A 16,904-nucleotide genomic window follows, 5' to 3' on the forward strand; every position below is an offset into this window, starting at 1 on the left:
GCATGAGCGTCAACAGCGTCGTCCTGATCGGCCGGCTGACCCGCGACCCCGAGGTCCGGACCACCCAAACCGGCAAACAGGTCGCCAACTTCAGCATCGCCGTCCAGCGTCGCTTCAAAGGCAACGACGGCGTGGATGTCGATTTCTTCAACGTTTCCACTTGGGGCAACTCGGCCGACTTTGTTGCTAACTACTTGGGCAAGGGCCGGCTAGTCGCCGTTGAAGGGCGATTGCAGTCCCGGAAATACACGACCCAAGATGGAGCTCAAAGGGAAGTCGTTGAAATCGTGGCCGAAAACGTCCAGGGTCTGGATCGGCCCCGTGACGACCAAGGCTATGAAGGTGGGGGCGGAGGCGGCCAACGGCAGCAATCCGCTGCCCCCGCCGATGATGAGTTCGACCCCTTTGCCGACTGACCACCCATGCCCGACCTCGACGACTTGGGCTTTTTGACCCGCCATGACCCGATGGACATGGCGGGTCTCACTTTGGGGTTTGCCGACCAATGCGCAAGGGCGGTGCAAATCGCCCAAGATGCCCCACTCCCAAAAGCGTTTGCCACCCCCGACCATGCCTTGGTCACGGGACTGGGCGGGAGTGCCGCAGGGGGCGACCTTTTGGCCGCCCTTTTTGTTGAGCAGGGCAAAATCCCGCTCTTTGTCAACCGGGATTACACGGTGCCCCACTTTGTCGGCACCGGCTCGCTGGTGTTTGTGTGCAGCTATTCGGGAAACACCGAAGAGACCATTTCAGCCTATTTGGATGCGCGCAAAAAGGGGGCTTCCATCATTGCCGTCACAAGTGGCGGCAAAATCGGGGAGATGGCCCAAGCCGACGGGTTCCCCACCGTGACGGTTCCGGGAGGGCAACCCCCGCGCACTGCCATGGGGTTCATGCTGATGCCTCTCATCGTGGCCAGCGGGCAACTGGGGCTCATCCCCAACCAGGATTTTGATGGGGCAGTCGCCGCTGCCCGGCAAACCGCCGAAGAGTGCGGGTTCAGCACGCCAACCGCTGACAACCCCGCCAAACAGCTTGCGTTGAGCCTGCATGGGAAGATCGCCGCGCTTTATGGGGCTGGAAACTGGCAGTTCGCCATTGCTCAACGCTGGCGAGGGCAGATCAATGAAAACGCCAAGGAAATGGCGTTGACCCACCAATTCCCCGAACTGTGCCACAACGAGATCCTGGGCTGGGAGGGAGCCTCGTCACAAGGGGTGGCGGCGTGGGAATCGGTCGTCTTGATGGGGGGGGACGAAGGTGAGCGCCTGAAAAAGAGGATCGAATCGACATGCAGGCTCATCGGCAATGCGGCGCATTTCCATTTCATCGCCGCCCACGGGTCTTCGCGGCTGGCCCAAATGCTCAGCCTTGCCCACTTCGGCGACTGGCTTTCGCTCTACCTGGCCGCATTGGGTGACCGCGACCCCGGCCAAATGAAAGCCATCGACGCGCTCAAAGACGAGCTCAGCCGCCTCGGTTGAGATCATCCAAACGGGCCGCGATTTCGGCCTGCTTAGTCGCGATCGATCGGAGATAGAGCCACAGGGCGAACCACACCAGCACGGGCGGGATCGCGGCCACCAATTTGATTGTTTCCATAGTCTTCGATGAATCGAGCCTGGAGCTCGGTTTGGGTGCGGAGACGGAAGAACTCCGCCGTCAGCCAGGCCAGGACGGCCAAAGAGCCGTACAGCCCGATCTTGTAGTAAATGTCCAGCTGGTTCTGAACGATGGTGTTTGTTGGGTGGAGGGACTGCTGCTCCACAAACTTCAACCGGGGATAGATGAAAGTGAAGAACAATGCCGGGAGAATGGCCCCGACCGCATACCACGCCGTGTTGCGGTCGCGGCGGATCTGGTCGGCATAAGCCCCTCGCAAGGCGATCATGCCGCCATAAATGAATAGCACAACCAAAAAACTGACCTGGCGAGGGTCGTTGTGCCAAAACGCACCCCATTGCACCTGACTGAACATCATCCCCGTGACCATCGTCAGCGCGGCAAAAATCGAGGCCAGTTCCGCTGCGGCGTGCATCTTGGCGGCACTGGAATCGTTATACGACCTGAGCAATGCAACCCCATGCCAAGCCGAGATCAAAAACAATACCGAGCAGATCATCGCACACGGCACATGCGTGAACATAATCCGCGCCAGATAGGGATCCTGGAATCCGGCCCCGTTGGGCACCAACATCGAAAACACCAGCATCCCGGCCATTGCGAGGCCGAGTGCGCCATGGCGGAAGGGTTTCATGAACCACCCCCATTCTGCGGCGGGCCGCCACCTGGACTGGGGCCTTTGCGCGCCGTCTGGCGCTCATCCCACAGGCTTTCCGCCAACATGGGGCCAATCCCGAAAGGCACAGCCGCATACAAGACGAGGGCCGCCAAACTTTGGTAGGCCGATTCCAACGAACCCTGGCCAAAGGCCACCCGGTGCATGCCGATGCCCAAGAACAAAAGAGGGAACAGGAGGGGGAACGCCACCACAACCGCCAAAACCCAGCGGTTCGCCGCGGTCACCACCAACGCAGAAGTCAGGCTGAGGACGTTGGCCGAGGCCACCCCGATCAAACCCGCTCCAAGGACCCACAACAGCCAATTTTCCACATTAAGGTTGATTACTCCTGAAAAGAGCAACGAAAGCAAAAGTGCCGTCAAGCCCTGGTGGATGGCGGCAAACACGGCCTTCCCCAACCACAAGGAACCGCAGTTGCCCCATTGGCGCACAAGGTCGAATGTCCCCTGTTCATCCTCGGCCAGATACAGGCGGGGAACCGCCGTCATCGCACTGAACAACACAACCAAGGAAAAAAGGCCGGACGCCACCATTGGGGACGGGCTTTGGTTGGCCATCGAAAACGAAACCGCGGCCATGGCCATCAGCCCGAACATCCCGCTGAGAAAAAATCCATGCCTTCCCCGGAGTTCACCCTGTAACTCCTTGCGGAACGCAGAAGCGAATGCCCGGTTAGAGCCCGATGGCATGGGTCGCCAACCTCCCGTCGGCCGGGTCGTTGGAGGTGAAAACAACTGCCCCCGGGAATCCAGAAATTACACCGGCCACCAACTCGCGGCCCTCGCCATCCAGCGCCGCAGTTGGTTCATCCAAAAGCAAGAGGGCCGGCGAATGTTGCAAGGCCAAAGCCAATTTCAAGCGGGATCGCATCCCCGTGCTGAACGTCCGGCAGGGCTTTCTGCCAGCGGCAGATAATCCGACTCGCTCCAACCATTTGGTTGAATCTCCGGCGCACCCGCGGAACTCGGCGGCGGCCTCAAGGTGCTCTTTGGCCGAGAGGTTTGGGTAGAGTCCAAGGTCGATGGCCGAATACCCGACTGGGCCAGAGACCCCAATTTCACCTTCGCGCGGGATCAAAAGACCGGCAAGGCATTTGAGGAGAGTCGATTTCCCGGCCCCGTTCCTGCCCTGGACCAGAATCCGGTCGCCAGCTGAGGCCCCGATCTCCACGTTCCGGAATAGCCAGCCCTGCTCGAACCGGTGGCCGAGCCCAGACGCGTAGAGGATCATGCCCCACCCCACGGGATCAATTCGGCGGAAACGAGCCCGCCATCCCAAACATACCGGCCGATGAACCGCCCATGGGAACCCGTCTGGCGGATATTGCCAGGGCCTTCCAGCACTGTATGGCTGTGTCCACCCAACACCAGATCGATTTGGGGGGCCGCCGCAAGCAGCTTTTGGTCCTGACCATAGCCGATATGCGTCAAGGCGACCAGCAAATCACAATCGGGCCGCAGTTGCTTGGCGGCCTCAACGGCAGCCGGGATCGGCGAACCCCAGACAAACTGGCTTGCCCGCCGCGTCGCCATGGATTCGGTCACCATCGGAACCATCACGCCGAAAACGCCGATCCGGAAACCCCCGGCATCAAGCAGGGTCGGCCCCTGAAAAACCGGCGAACCATCATTCCGGAACCAGTTCGAGCAGAGGATAGGGTGCACCGCCCCCCCGGTTTTGACCCGCACCACAGATTCCAAAACGTGGGATTCGCGGTTGCCCGGCACCGAGGCAGTGATCCCGGCATCAGCCAACATCGGCCACACCGGGTCGGGACCCAATGGGATGGCGAGGTTGCCGGATTTGATGCAATCCCCGCAATCGAAGAATAAGTCTGCCGCTGGGCGGAGCTGCTTCAAAAAATCAAGACGGCCAGCGGTGAGCTTGCCGTGGAGGTCGTTGGTGTGGAGGATGGTGAGGCCCACGGCCCAAGGTTCAGATCTTGCTGGAAATGATGTCCAGGACGACCATCAGGCCGAAAAACGCCCCACCGAGGCCGAGCGTGAACTTGTACATCTGGTCGTCGAAACTCGCCTTGCCTTTGAACGTGGTGCGCACGCCGCCACCGCCGCCCATCGCATCCCCCTTGCCGGTGACAAAAATCAGCAAGGACATGGCCACCGCAACCAAAGCGGCGACTGTGAGCAAGATGTTGTAGACGGTTTGCACGGTTCCAATAACCTCAAGGACGATTTATAAGATTACCTTCCAGTAATCTGGGATCGGGAGGACTCGGAGAACCGCATAGGCCGCCGATGCGGTCAACGAACTGCCCGCCATGGCGTGCAGGATCCCGCTTTGCCAGATCCGCAGGTGGATGGGGGGCGAAGCGTTTTTGGCGGTTTGGTAGTTTTCGAGGAGCTCGCGGCCAGCCCGGATGCCCGCCCGGAGTTGGACTTCGTTCGGTGGTTTGGTCGTGAATGCCGATTGGATAAACGAACCAATCGGGCGCCAGCCGAACAAGGTGACGACAAAGGCCAGCAAAAGCCGAACCTCCTCCCAAGGGATCACAGGCAAGTTGAGGAGGCCAAAAAACAATCCCGCCGCCACCGCGATGTTGGTGCCGCACCGGGGGTGGACACGGGGCATGCGGGCAACAGTCTCCAATTCCAACGGCTCGTTCTGCTCAATGGCGTGAACAACCATGTGTTCGGCCGCATGGTAGCCGGCTAGGGGTTGGAGCCGCAACAACACCAAAAAGAAGGCGATCGAAAGGAAGTTGTGGAACGAGTAATACCAATCGGTGATGCGGATGTCGACGGGCACGAACCAACTCACCGCCAGGGCCAAATAGTTGCCGGCTAGGAACGTCAAGAGCATCAGCGCTCCGGTCATGACGAGTTCCCAATTCTTGGCGCCCCCGGTTGCGCCGCCGCCCAAAAGCCGCACATTCCCAGGAGTCGCCATGCCACCGACGAGTTTCGGCTTGGCGTACCGATCGTTGGTCGCCAAGAGCCGGGAAGCGGTCACGACCCCCAGCACCCGGCCCAAATCGTCGGTGACGGCGAGGGCGGCAACGCCGCAGGAATGCATCAACCGCAGTGCTTCAGCCGTCGAGCCCCGGCCAGAAACCGGAGGCACCGGCTTGCAGATCGCCAGGGCCGAAGTCTCGGGGCCCTGGCCCGAGGCCAACGCGCTGACGATGTCGTCTTCAAACACCATCCCGGCATAGCGACCATCTTCGGTGACCGGGATGCCTGGCACGCCGTAATCGATCAACATGGTGCTGACCGCAACCAGGCTGTTGCCGGAATCGGCGCTCTCGACGCCGACCATCACGTGCCCGACCGGGGGGTCGCCGACTCTCAACTTGATGCGGCCCCGGATTCGGCCCGGTTCTTGATCGCGTTCAAGACCCCATCCATGTTCTTTTCGACGAGGCCCTTGATGACTTTGCCGACCAGGGGGCCGAGCCCGGGAACCGAATACTCATAGTCAACCACCGATTCAAACAACGTGCCGCCATCCTTTTCGGAAAACTCCCAGGTGCCAGACATGGAATCGTAATCGCCAGAAACTTGGCTGAATCGGCACATCACCGGCTCTCGGGACCATTCGTCGCGCTGGGACCACCGCACTTTGAGCCCAAAGGCCGGGACGCGAGCCGCCCATTGCGAAACCACCACATCCCCATCCTCTTCCAGCACCGTCACCGAATCCACATCATCCATGAACTCGGGAAAAGACTTGTTGTCGCGGGCAATCGCATAAACCCGGTCGAGCGGGGCTTTTATCCAAACCGAATTGGCAACTTTGGGCATGGAGGTCTCGTTGGAGTATCGTTAGGGCGGATCCCGCTCGGCGGGAGTGTACCGCCCAAGGTGTGAGGCATTGAGCAACCAAAACGGACACCGCGACATGATGAAAGCCTTGGTCCTCAAGGCTCCCGGGGAACTCGACTTTTGCTCCGTGCCGATCCCCGAACCAGGCCCAGGCGACATCCTGATCCGGGTTCAGGCTGCCCCGACCTGCGGAACCGACCTCAAAGCCTTTTTGCGGGGACACCCGCAAATCCCGATGCCCGGCGTGTTTGGGCACGAATACAGCGGGTCGGTGGTCGGCGTTGGCGCGGGTGCCCCCTTTGCCATCGGCGACGAGATCATGGGAGTCCACTCCGCCCCTTGCCAGCAGTGCCGATGGTGCCTCAACGACCAAGAAAATCTGTGCGATTCCATCATGGCAACCAAGGTGCTGGGCACCTACGCCGAATACCTGCTGATCCCGGAACGGATCGCCCGCACCAACGTCTTCCCAAAACCCAATCGCCTGAGCTTTGAAACGGCGGCTTTGCTGGAGCCGCTCGCCTGTGTGGCGCAAGGTCTTGAACGGGCAAACCCCAAAACCCACGGAGACGTCTTGGTCATCGGGCCGGGGGCGATTGGGCTGATGTTTGTGGCAGCCCTCCGCCACATCGGGATCAAAGATGTGACCCTTGCCGGGCGGAACCCGGCCCGCTTGCAAGTCGGGGAAGCTCTGGGGGCCCGACCGACCAAGCTGGACGAGGCCACCGGGGAATACGATCTCGTGATCGAATGCACGGGGAAATTGGAGATTTGGGAAAAATCGGCTGATTTCGTCCGCCGGGGCGGCACGCTCGTCCTGTTTGGCGGCTGCAAAGCAGGGTCGCAAGTCAAGTTCAGCACCCAGCGCCTCCACTACGACGACCTCACCGTACTCTCGCCGTTCCACTTTGGGACCAGGGCCGTTCGGACAGCGCGGAACTGGCTGATGCACCCCGATTTCGACCTTGGGCCTCTCTTCAGTGGCGACCGGGCCCTGGACGAGGGCGAAGCGGTCTTCCGCGATTTGGAAGCAGGGCGGGGGATCAAATATGTCTTCCACCCCTAACGGGCCGGCCACGATGGCGGCGGTCCGTTTCCATTCTGGCGGACAAGTGGCGGTAGACACCCTCCCGGTGCCGCCATGCCCCCCAGGCGGACTTTTGGTCAAAACCCTCGCCTGCGGCCTTTGCAGCGGGGAACTCATGGGGTGGTACATGGAGCGCAAAGCCCTTAAAGGGCCCCATGTTTTGGGACACGAAGCCGTGGGGATCGTCGTGGAATCCGACGACAGTCGCTTCCCCATCGGAACCCAGGTTTCGCCACACCACCACGCCCCTTGCCTTCATTGCGAATATTGCCGCCGGGGGGCGTTTGTCCACTGTGACACCTGGAAGCGGTCGCGCCTAGATCCGGGCGGAATGGCCGAATACTTCGCCGTTCCGGCAGAAAACCTGGCCGACTGCCTGGCCACAACCGGCTTGGACACCCTGACGGCCACATTGGTCGAACCCCTCGCCTGCGTGGCAAAACAACTCCGCCGGGTGCGATACCAGCAGGGTGAGCCGGCCTGCGTCGTCGGCCTCGGAGCCATGGGGCTCCTCCACGCCCTCCTCATGCCTGGTTGCACCGCGGTTGAACCGAATCCATTCCGGGCCGAATGGGCAAAAAAGCAAGGGGTCGACGTGAAGCAACCAAATGAGTGCGGGGGGTCGCTGTGCACAATCCTGTGCCCGGGGAGTTCCGAGGCCCTGGTGTTTGCTTTGCAAGCCACCGAACCGGGCGGGCGGATCGGGCTCTTTGCCCCCCTCCCGCCTGGGCCGCAGCCATTTGATTTCGAAACGGCGTACATGAAGGATATCGAGCTCATCAACAGCTACTCATGCGGGCCGGACGACACCAAGCAGTCCTTGGAATGGCTCACGCAGGGAAAAGTCAGGGGAAACCAGATCTACACCACTGAGGTCGCCATTGCCGACCTGCCCGCCGCCTACCACGCGATGCGAAATGGGGAGATTTTGAAAGCGGTGGTGCGGTTCTGATGATCCTCCGTTCCAAAGGGTTCGAGTGGCCAGGCGTCGAACGGCAAGACTACAAAAATGAACCCGGTACCTGGCAAGATGTCAGCCGGCGGGTGTTGTTTGCCACCCCGGACAGCCAGTTCGAGACCCGGTACTTTGAGATCGCCCCCGGTGGATACACCTCGCACGAAAAGCACGGCCACGAGCACTGCGTCATCGTGGCCAGGGGGAGCGGCGAAGTCTTTTTGGAGGGAGCATGGGGTACGGTATCCCCCGGCGATGTGGTGCACGTTCCCCCACACGCCCCCCATCAGTTCCGGAACCGGGGCACCGAGCCCTTCGGCATCCTCTGCGTCGTCGACAAGGAAAGAGACCGTCCTATCCTGCTTGGGAACGAAACCATGGCCGAATCGTCATAGCTGAGAGCCCGATGTCCCCCTTGATCGCCGCTTTTGTGCTCGCCGCCCCGGCAATCCACACGGATTGCGCTTGCAGCTACGGCTTTTACATGCCGGAAATCGCGGTGACGGCCCTGGCCCACGCCCAAGAGCAGGACCAAAGCCAAAAGCAACCCGATCCCAACACGCCGCAAACCAAAGACGAAAAGCGCCACCAAGACGACCTGGCCAACGACGTCAAAATTGGTAAAGAAGCCGCGGCAGAAATTGACAAAGAACTCAAGCCCAGCGAAAACCAAGATCAGGTCGCCCGGGTTAAGGCGATCGGGGCCGAAATGGCGGAAATCGCCAATGCCTCCACGGTCAACGTAATGTGGGGCGACCCCCGCCACAACACGTTTCAATACGAATTCAAACTGGTCAAAGGGGAAGATGTCAACGCCTTTTCCCTACCTGGCGGCATCATCTATGTCTATGAGGGGTTGGTCGATTTCACCGAATCCGACGACGAGCTCGCCGGGGTGCTGGCCCATGAAATCTCCCACGCTTCGTTCCGCCACCTCGACGCCTTGCGCCGCGAACAAGCCAAAGTCGACATTGCGCAAATCCCGTTGTTGATCGCTGCAGCCTTGGCCGGCAATTCCAACCCGGACGCGATGAAGGCCTTGATCGCCGTCCAACTCGTTGGGGCCGGGCTGAGCAGCGGTTGGAGCGTCAAGGCCGAAACCGCGGCCGACTACGGCGGTCTCCAGTACATGATGAAGTCGCGCTACAGCCCCGTCGGGTGTCTGACATTCATGGAGCGGCTCGGCTACGAAGAAAGGGTCGCTCCGCAAATCGATTGGGGCATTTACCGGACCCACCCGCCAACCCCAGAACGGGCCCGGTTCATGATCCGATCCATGAACGAGTTCGGCATTGCCGTCAAACGTAGCCTCACCACCACTTCCTTCTCCGCGAGATCCATCCCCAAAGACGACGGCAGTTTTGAGCTTTGGTTTGGCAACTACCTAATCGCCACGTACCGGGGTTCCGACGCCAAAGACCGCGGGGCGGCTTCGGTACTACGCCTTAATGCCTTTTTGGATACCGTCCCCCAAATGTATCAGTTGGGATCTAACGGAGACGAGATCCAAGGCAACGGCCGCACCCTCGTCACCCTCAAACCGGCAGACCTCAAAGAGGGGGAATCCATCTCCGCCAACCGGGATGCCGCGATGGCCACTTTGAAAAAAGTCATCGCCGACTTGCAGTACCGGCTTTGGCGCGGTTAGGCAACCGCGCGAACAACCGCTCTGAGGCTTCGAACAACCGTTGGCCCGTTTCCCGGCCATGGAACGACAAGGTGGCCTCGTACCCCCCACGGTCGTAATCGCCGGGGGTGAGGATGTACCCGATCCAGCCGTTGCAATGGCTGACCACCGCGCAGGCATAACCCCGGGACTTGGCCGCCGCTTGGATCTGCAGTTCCAAGTCGCCGCTCGGCTCACCCGGAACACCGAGCAAGATCAACTCCCCCAGCACGACGGCACTCAAGTTGGCCTGCTGAGGGGCGAACTTGGAGACGGCGATCTGGGCGAGGGCGTCGTTGATTTTGTAGTCCTTGGCAAAATCCGGGTGCGGTTTCACGGGGTCGAGCCGGATCGGCTCCTCCCAATAACCCAAGCCGTCCAACCGGGTGCGGTCCGGCGTCGGGATTTGGGAAAGCAACCGGGCGAAATCGCCGGCTTTGGCATCGCCATCGGGGCCATCGATATTTGGCGATGCGTTGCCGATCGCCCCCGGAAAAACCAATCCGCCGGTCATATTCATCAACCGACCGGGCCAATCCCCATCGGCCACCACTGTGTCTGGCCCATGGCATGTGGCGTGGGCGCCAAAGACGATCAGCTTTGCGGATCCCTGGTCGTCTTGGATGACGGTGAGCAGGTTGGTGACCGTCGTGCCCTGCCGCCTTGGGCGGGCCAACCCCGCTTTCGCCTGTCCGAATCGCAATTCTGATTCCAACTTGGCCTGTTGACCGGCGATGGCGATCCCTCCTGCGATCTTGAGGGAATACCAATCCAGCCACTCTCGCTTGAACGGGGCGATCCCCGGGATACGCAGGGTCATCCGCTCATTCAGCATTTGGGTGTCGGGAGCGCAGTGGGTGTGCGTGGCCACCAAAAACACCGGCATCTCCGCCCGGCGGCGGACTTCACGGTAAAGGCTTTCGGGAACCGTCAAGCCCTCAAGCGCCACCAGGGCGACTTGCTTGCCCCCCTGGCTCAGGATGAGCGTGTGGCTGGCCAACGGCTGGCCGCCCGGCTCACAGAGCCGATCCCCGCGCTCCGTGTAGCCGCCGAGTGGCAAGGCGGCCGGAGGGATCAACGGTTGGTTGTATGCCTGCAACCCGTAGGCCGGCAACGCCAAAGCCATCGCCAAAGAGATGGTCATGCCCTGCCATTCTACGCCTTGCTGGGCAGGGGCAAATGCCGGTGTACAATCCGGTTATGGGTTTTTCCGTCCGGCTGGCAAATGACGAGTCCACTGTCGAGCCCGGATCCAGCGCCCCGGTTGCCTTCGAAATCACTAACGACGGAGACCAAGAAGAGGAGTTTGAGGTTTCCGTCGAAGGGCTTGACCCCGAATGGACGGCCATCCCGGTGCCAACGTTGTGGGTTCCCGCCGGCGAGACCCGGGTTGACCGGATTTTCATCAAGCCACCCCGGGAAGCCGAAAGCCGAGCCGGGGTTTACCCCTTTGTCATCAAAGTGCGGTCCATGGATTCCGGGGAGGCCCGCTCGGCCCAGAGCTCCCTGGCCGTCAACCCTTTCAGCCACGTCAGCATTGAGGCCACGCCCAAACGCGCCGAGCTCACAGCCCTCAACCGCTCAGCCCAGTTCGAAGTGACGGTCATGAACCTCGGCAACACCGAGGAAAACCTCCAACTGTACGCCAGCGATGTCGACGACCTGATCGCTTTCGAATTCGCCCAAAACACCGTTACGTTGGCCCCCGGCCAGTCCAAAGTCGTTTCCATGACGGCCACCGGGACAAAGGTCAAAGCCCTCCAGGGGCTCCAGGTGGCCCCCGTCACCGTCAGCACCCGCAGCACCGACCGGCCCGCCGTGGCGGCCAACTGCCAGCTGCATGTGGAAATCCGCCCGGTCGTCAGTCCAGGGCCGATGATTGCGGCATTCGTCGTTCTCGCCCTCCTCGTCGGGTGGATCCTCAGCATCCCCAAACCGCCCTCGATCGCCAACTACTCCGTCCAACCCCGACAAGCAACCGTCGGCGACCAAATCGAAATCGGCTGGGAGGCCAAAAATGCCTCCAGCGTCACCGTCGAGTTCGGCGAAACCCTTTACGAGATGCAACCGGTCAAGGGGACATTGCCAATTGCCGCCGACAAGGCCGGGAAGATCGATATCAAGATCATCGCCGTCTCCGGGGATGTCCGGAGCAACCCCATCTCGATCTCCGTGGAAGTCAAGGAACCCCCCACTGTCCCCGAACCGGAAATCTTGGCATTTTCGGCCGGCCGGTCAGAAGTGCCGCTGGGTTCTTCGATTGTCATCGACTACCGTCTGAACGATGCGGCTACCTACGCTTACCTGGAACCGATCGGGGCCATTGACCCCAAGGCGCAATCCATCCAAGTGCCCTCCCCACCCGACGACCTGCCAGGGAAGGGCGTCAAATCCATCACCTACACCCTGATCGCCCGGAACGCACAGGGGCACGAAGTCAGCAAAAAAATCTCCGTCAAATTCATCAAAGATTCCAAAGCCGTCATCTCGCAATTCGAGGCGAACCCTCCCGAAATCGACCCGGAAGCCCCCCAAGTCACTATCCGATGGCGGGTTGCGGGAGCCGCCCGACTCGAACTCATCCAAGGCGATCAGCGGGAATCCTTGACCGAGTTGGAAGGACAAAGAGAATTCAGCCTGGGCGAGGAGACCACTTTCACACTGGTGGCCACCGACGACCAGGGACTGGAAAACCGGAAGACGATCACGGTCAAGCTGAAGAAACCGGCAGAGCCCACCGTCGATCCTGGCACCACCGGAACCGGTGGGGACAACCCGGGCGACACCGGGGGAGTCAAGCGGCCTGTAACGGGCGGCAACAGGGTGTAGTCTCTCCGGAATGCCCCGCGCCCTCATCAGCGTCACCGACAAAACCGGCGTCGTTGAATTTGCCCAAAGACTCCTCGATTCAGGTTTTGAGATCCTAAGCACTGGCGGCACCGCCAAAGCCTTGCGGGAGGCCGGCCTCCCCGTTACCGATGTCAAGGATGTGACTGGGTTTCCGGAAATGCTTGATGGCCGGGTGAAAACCCTACACCCCCACATCCACGGCGGAATCTTGGCCGACCGGAACAACCCGGGCCACGTGCGGCAACTCGAAGAATCCGGCATCGCGGCTATCGACTTGGTCTGCGTTAACCTTTATGCGTTCGAAAAAACGGTTTCGGGCCCCCATGAACTCGCAGACGCCGTGGAATCTATCGACATCGGGGGGCCGGCGATGGTTCGCGCCGCGGCCAAAAACTTCGGCAGCGTCACCGTCGTTGTTGACCCGGCAGATTATGGAAGGGTTGCCGATGCCATCGCATCGGGCGGACTCCAATCCCTCCGGCTGGAATTGAGTGCCGCCGCATTCCGGCACACCGCGTTTTACGATTCAGTGATTTCGCGCTATCTGACAGCCGCCGCCGGGGTGGAGCCCCTATCATCCACGGCCACGTTCGGCCTCCGCAAAACGCTGGATATGCGGTACGGGGAAAACCCTCACCAAACAGCCGGGCTCTACACCGACCCGTTGCAACGGGGGGGCGCCGCCCGGGCCCGCCAGCTTTGGGGCAAGGAGCTGAGCTACAACAACATCCTGGATGCCGATGCCGCTTGGGAGTTGGTTTGCGACCTGGCCGAAGGATCTTGCGCAATCATCAAGCACGGGAACCCTTGTGGGGCGGCCCAAGGTTCAAGCCTCGCCGAAAGCTACGCCCTGGCAAGATCCAGCGACACGGTTTCCGCGTTTGGCGGCATCGCGGCCTTTTTGGGGGAGATCGACCGTGACGCTGCCGAAGAGATGACGAAGCCGGAAAACTTCTTGGAGGTCGTCATCGCCACCGGCTTCACCCAGGAGGCCGTCGAGGTCTTCACCGCCCGGAAGGGGTGGGGCCAAAATGTGCGGTTATTGGCCGCAGAGCCTTCGCCGGCTCAAAATTACCTGGCCCTGCGTTCGATCCGCGGAGGGGTGCTGGTCCAAGATTCTGACGAGGATCCGGGCCACGAGTGGACCATTGCCACCAAACGGCAGCCGACTCCGGAAGAATCGGAAGCCCTCCGGCTCGCGTGGCGGATCATCCCTCATGTCAAGAGCAATGCCATCGTGCTGGCCGACAACCGGCAGCTTTTGGGGGTTGGTGCCGGCCAAATGAACCGCGTGCAATCAGTGAGGTTGGCCATTGAACAAGCGGGGCCAGCTGCGGGCCGGTGCGTATTGGCCAGCGACGCCTTCTTCCCGTTCGCCGACAGCATCGAAGCCGCGGCCGCAGCCGGCATCCGCGCCATCGTGCAGCCAGGCGGGAGTGTCCGCGACGGCGAAGTCGTCGCTAAAGCGGACGAATTGGGGATCGCCATGGCATTCACGGACACCCGGCACTTCCGCCATTGACCCGGCGGGGCGTAACCTTTTGGCAGGCAAGGTGCATCACACTCGATGCACCGCCGTGCTAAACTCAGGGAACCCCGTCAGGAGCCGGAATTGAAAGACCAAACGAACTTGATCGTGATTATCGTGGCCATCGTGTTTATGATTGGCTGGACGCTCGGATTTGCCTTGAGCCAACGCAAGACCGTTGTGCTGCAGGATCCGGCAGCGGTGCCAGTCGCCCCGGTTTCGCCACAGGAAGGCGCCGTCGTTTTCGCGAACGCGCTTCCGAACGCTGGCAAAGGCGCGGCAACCGGCGGAGCCGGAGCCGCAGGCGGCGCGCTCGGCGGCAACGGCCAACCGCGGCGCGGGCCGATCACCGCAGACAACGCCGGCGGCAGGTAAGACGGGCTGAACCGCACCTGAGTGTCCAACGGCCAACCTCCTGCCTGGATCCGTTCCCTCACATCACGGTTCCGTCGAGATATCGGGATCGACCTGGGAACGGCTAACACCCTCGTCCACCTTGCTGGACGGGGGATCATCATCCGTGAGCCCAGCGTCATCGCCATCAACAAAGATACCAACGAAGTCTATGCCGTTGGTGAAGAAGCCAAACGCATGCTTGGTCGGACCCCGGCCAACATCGTCGCGATCCGCCCCCTCCGCGATGGCGTGATCGCTGATTACGAGCAAACGCTGGCCATGATCCGCCACTTCATCAAGAAGGCCAGCCGCGGATTTGCCCTCCAAACCACGGTCGTCGTCGGAATCCCTAGCGGAGTCACCGAAGTCGAGCGCGACGCCGTGCTCGATGCCGCCCGCAAAGCCGGGGCCCACCGAGCCTACGTCATTGAAGAACCCATGGCCGCGGCGATCGGCGCCGGGCTGCCGGTCGAAGAGCCCGTCGGATCCATGATCGTCGACATCGGCGGCGGCACCACCGAAGTCGCCGTGATCTCGCTGGCCGGCATCGTCCACAGCCGCAGTGTCCGCACAGCCGGCGACGAAATCGACGAAGCCATCGCCGCATATGTCCGAAGGGCCTACAACCTCTTCATCGGTGAACGGACCGCCGAACAAGTCAAGATCGAAATCGGCTCCGCGTACCCGATGGACGAAGAACTTTCCATGTCCATTAAAGGGCGCGACCTCATCAGCGGCCTGCCCAGGAGCGCCGACATCACCAGCGTCGAAATCCGGGACGCCATCCACGATCCCGTCCAAGAAATCGTCGAGGCCGTCAAGCTCACCTTGGAAGCGACCCCGCCCGAACTTGCCGCCGACTGCATGAACCATGGGATCGTCATCGCCGGGGGAGGGGCCTTGATCCGCGGGCTGGACCAACTCATCTCCCGCGAAACCGGCATGCCCGTCCTCATCGCCCGCGACCCCTTGAGCTGTGTCGCGATCGGAACGGGCCGTATGCTAGATTTGTTGAACGAAAACCCGTCGATCCGGCGGATGTTGGAGAACGCATCGAGAGGCTAACCGACCCCCCGCGGCGGGAATGGGTCTGGCTCCTCCTATTGCTCGCCGCGGCAATGGGACTCGGCACCTTGCAAAACCGCATGAGGGGGGCAGGGAGGTTGGATCCTGTCAGCACAACGGTGCAGGCCCTGCTGATCCGGCCGGTCGCCTCGCTCTCCCAAAGCATGGGCAACATCGACCGATTTTTTGCCGGCGTTTTTTCAGCCGAAAGGATCAAGGCCGAAAACACCCGGCTTCGTCAATTGGCACGGGCTGCCGCCGATTACCAGGAAACCGTGCAACGCAAGGATCGGGAAATCAGCGACCTGCGGGCCAAACTGCACCTCAACACCATCGGCAGGGAGCGGGTGGACGCAGACATCATCCATTACGTGCCCTACGATAACCGGATCACCTTAGACAAAGGGTCCCGCGACGGGGTCAAACCCAACCTGCCCGTCATCACGCAAGATGGACTCCTTGCGCTGGTCAGCACCGTCCAGGACGACACGTGCCAAGCCGTGCTTATTACATCGAGCACGGTCAGCATCGGTTGCTTGGCGATCGGTTCGCCCAATGTGGCCGGATTGGTGAAAGGGCAACGCAGCGACCGCCTTGTGATGGACGTGTTTGACGACGTTGAAATCACACCTGGGGCGGACGTGGTGACAACCGGGTACAGCGAATTCATCCCCCGAGGCATTCGCATCGGAACCGTCTCCGAGTACGTCAACGACCGTGAATTCGGCGTCCGCCGGGCTTTCATCGTCCCTTCCAGCCAGATCGGGTTCAGCAAAGAGGTGACGATCCTGAAATGAAGAACCCCGTCGGCGCAGCCATTGCCGTAGTCATGCTCATTGCCGCCACCGTTTTGCAAGAAGGCGTCCTCAATCGGTACACGCTTTTGGGCGCCCAGGCGAACTTGCCCGTTGTCGTCGTGCTTTGTGTTTCTTTGGTGAGCCGCCCGGCCGCCGGCGGAGCGTTTGGACTGTTGAGCGGCATCCTGACCGGGGGGCTTTCCGGGGCGACCATGATGCACTATGCGGTCAGCCGGATTTTGGGCGGGTATGCGATAGCCACCCGCGGGCATGAGGAGATTGACGGCCGCACCGCCGTCATCTGGGTCGCCGCCGGAACCGCATTCTGCCAAGGGATACTCATCCTGTTGGCCCCACCGAACCCCCTGCTCCCAGCCGTAGCGGCTACAATGCTTTCGGCGGTCTACAACGGAGTTGCCGCCATCCCGGTCTTTGCGCTCACTGCAAGGATGTTCCAAAACAGAGTGGTTTGAAAA

The 16,904-nt window shown here is 61.2% G+C and carries 20 protein-coding genes; 12 read left to right on the forward strand and 8 right to left on the reverse strand.

The annotated features are described in order from the left end of the window. The first annotated feature begins 2 nt into the window (after positions 1-2). Positions 3-416: a single-stranded DNA-binding protein gene (locus JNM28_09640; GenBank protein MBL8068699.1), complete on the forward strand. Its 414-nt coding sequence runs from the start codon at positions 3-5 to the stop codon at positions 414-416. Between the two features lie 6 nt (positions 417-422). Further along, on the forward strand, positions 423-1,484 hold the full coding sequence (locus JNM28_09645; GenBank protein MBL8068700.1) for a bifunctional phosphoglucose/phosphomannose isomerase: 1,062 nt from the start codon (positions 423-425) through the stop codon (positions 1,482-1,484). Between the two features lie 32 nt (positions 1,485-1,516). Here the strand turns inward: JNM28_09645 and ccsA are convergent, their stop codons facing one another. Genes ccsA through JNM28_09680 form a run of 7 tightly spaced genes read right to left on the reverse strand, consistent with a single transcriptional unit; the run spans position 1,517 to position 6,063 of the window. Next, complete coding sequence (ccsA, locus tag JNM28_09650; protein ID MBL8068701.1) at positions 1,517-2,257, reverse strand: cytochrome c biogenesis protein CcsA; 741 nt, start codon at positions 2,255-2,257, stop codon at positions 1,517-1,519. Next, a complete protein-coding gene (locus tag JNM28_09655; GenBank protein MBL8068702.1) occupies positions 2,254-2,991 on the reverse strand; it encodes a heme exporter protein CcmB in 738 nt (245 codons plus the stop codon). Before JNM28_09655 ends, ccsA begins: the two co-directional genes overlap by 4 nt. Further along, on the reverse strand, positions 2,975-3,532 hold the full coding sequence (locus JNM28_09660; protein ID MBL8068703.1) for an ABC transporter ATP-binding protein: 558 nt from the start codon (positions 3,530-3,532) through the stop codon (positions 2,975-2,977). The genes JNM28_09655 and JNM28_09660 overlap by 17 nt, the downstream gene beginning before the upstream one ends. After that, positions 3,529-4,227: a metallophosphoesterase gene (locus tag JNM28_09665; protein ID MBL8068704.1), complete on the reverse strand. Its 699-nt coding sequence runs from the start codon at positions 4,225-4,227 to the stop codon at positions 3,529-3,531. The genes JNM28_09660 and JNM28_09665 overlap by 4 nt, the downstream gene beginning before the upstream one ends. Positions 4,228-4,237: 10 nt before the next feature. Next, complete coding sequence (gene secG / locus JNM28_09670) at positions 4,238-4,471, reverse strand: preprotein translocase subunit SecG (protein MBL8068705.1); 234 nt, start codon at positions 4,469-4,471, stop codon at positions 4,238-4,240. Between the two features lie 24 nt (positions 4,472-4,495). Then, entirely contained in the window at positions 4,496-5,611 is a 1,116-nt protein-coding gene (locus JNM28_09675) for a DUF1385 domain-containing protein (protein ID MBL8068706.1), read from the reverse strand. Continuing rightward, positions 5,608-6,063, reverse strand: coding sequence for an SRPBCC family protein (locus JNM28_09680; GenBank protein MBL8068707.1), 456 nt, complete (start codon positions 6,061-6,063; stop codon positions 5,608-5,610). The genes JNM28_09675 and JNM28_09680 overlap by 4 nt, the downstream gene beginning before the upstream one ends. Before the next feature lie 97 nt (positions 6,064-6,160). On the opposite strand from JNM28_09680, the gene JNM28_09685 reads away from it, so the two are divergent. Genes JNM28_09685 through JNM28_09700 form a run of 4 tightly spaced genes read left to right on the forward strand, consistent with a single transcriptional unit; the run spans position 6,161 to position 9,774 of the window. Beyond that, entirely contained in the window at positions 6,161-7,150 is a 990-nt protein-coding gene (locus JNM28_09685) for an alcohol dehydrogenase catalytic domain-containing protein (GenBank protein MBL8068708.1), read from the forward strand. Continuing rightward, positions 7,134-8,123, forward strand: a complete 990-nt coding sequence (locus tag JNM28_09690; protein ID MBL8068709.1) for an alcohol dehydrogenase catalytic domain-containing protein — start codon at positions 7,134-7,136, stop codon at positions 8,121-8,123. The genes JNM28_09685 and JNM28_09690 overlap by 17 nt, the downstream gene beginning before the upstream one ends. Beyond that, entirely contained in the window at positions 8,123-8,521 is a 399-nt protein-coding gene (locus JNM28_09695; GenBank protein ID MBL8068710.1) for a cupin domain-containing protein, read from the forward strand. Before JNM28_09690 ends, JNM28_09695 begins: the two co-directional genes overlap by 1 nt. An 11-nt stretch (positions 8,522-8,532) precedes the next feature. Further along, the gene (locus JNM28_09700; protein ID MBL8068711.1) at positions 8,533-9,774 is read left to right on the forward strand and encodes a M48 family metalloprotease; all 1,242 of its coding nucleotides are present in this window, start codon (positions 8,533-8,535) and stop codon (positions 9,772-9,774) included. On the opposite strand, the gene JNM28_09705 is transcribed toward JNM28_09700, so the two are convergent. Beyond that, positions 9,737-10,936 carry a hypothetical protein gene (locus JNM28_09705; protein ID MBL8068712.1) on the reverse strand — a complete coding sequence of 400 codons (1,200 nt, stop codon included), beginning with the start codon at positions 10,934-10,936 and terminating at the stop codon, positions 9,737-9,739. The two genes, JNM28_09700 and JNM28_09705, sit on opposite strands and share 38 nt — an antisense overlap. A gap of 56 nt (positions 10,937-10,992) precedes the next feature. Here JNM28_09705 and JNM28_09710 point away from each other — a divergent pair, with 56 nt between their 5' ends. From JNM28_09710 to JNM28_09735, 6 genes are read left to right on the forward strand one after another with little or no spacing between them, the layout of a single operon-like run. Then, complete coding sequence (locus JNM28_09710) at positions 10,993-12,621, forward strand: hypothetical protein (GenBank protein ID MBL8068713.1); 1,629 nt, start codon at positions 10,993-10,995, stop codon at positions 12,619-12,621. 10 nt (positions 12,622-12,631) lie between these two features. Next, the gene (gene purH, locus JNM28_09715; protein ID MBL8068714.1) at positions 12,632-14,164 is read left to right on the forward strand and encodes a bifunctional phosphoribosylaminoimidazolecarboxamide formyltransferase/IMP cyclohydrolase; all 1,533 of its coding nucleotides are present in this window, start codon (positions 12,632-12,634) and stop codon (positions 14,162-14,164) included. Positions 14,165-14,209: 45 nt separating this feature from the next. Further along, a complete protein-coding gene (locus JNM28_09720; GenBank protein ID MBL8068715.1) occupies positions 14,210-14,545 on the forward strand; it encodes a hypothetical protein in 336 nt (111 codons plus the stop codon). Positions 14,546-14,593: 48 nt separating this feature from the next. Then, positions 14,594-15,631: a rod shape-determining protein gene (locus JNM28_09725; GenBank protein ID MBL8068716.1), complete on the forward strand. Its 1,038-nt coding sequence runs from the start codon at positions 14,594-14,596 to the stop codon at positions 15,629-15,631. Positions 15,632-15,669: 38 nt separating this feature from the next. Beyond that, positions 15,670-16,428 carry a rod shape-determining protein MreC gene (locus JNM28_09730; protein MBL8068717.1) on the forward strand — a complete coding sequence of 253 codons (759 nt, stop codon included), beginning with the start codon at positions 15,670-15,672 and terminating at the stop codon, positions 16,426-16,428. Continuing rightward, complete coding sequence (locus JNM28_09735; GenBank protein MBL8068718.1) at positions 16,425-16,901, forward strand: hypothetical protein; 477 nt, start codon at positions 16,425-16,427, stop codon at positions 16,899-16,901. The genes JNM28_09730 and JNM28_09735 overlap by 4 nt, the downstream gene beginning before the upstream one ends. Positions 16,902-16,904 lie beyond the last annotated feature (3 nt).

The organism is Armatimonadota bacterium (genome assembly GCA_016789105.1).
Classification (GTDB): domain Bacteria; phylum Armatimonadota; class Fimbriimonadia; order Fimbriimonadales; family Fimbriimonadaceae; genus UphvI-Ar2.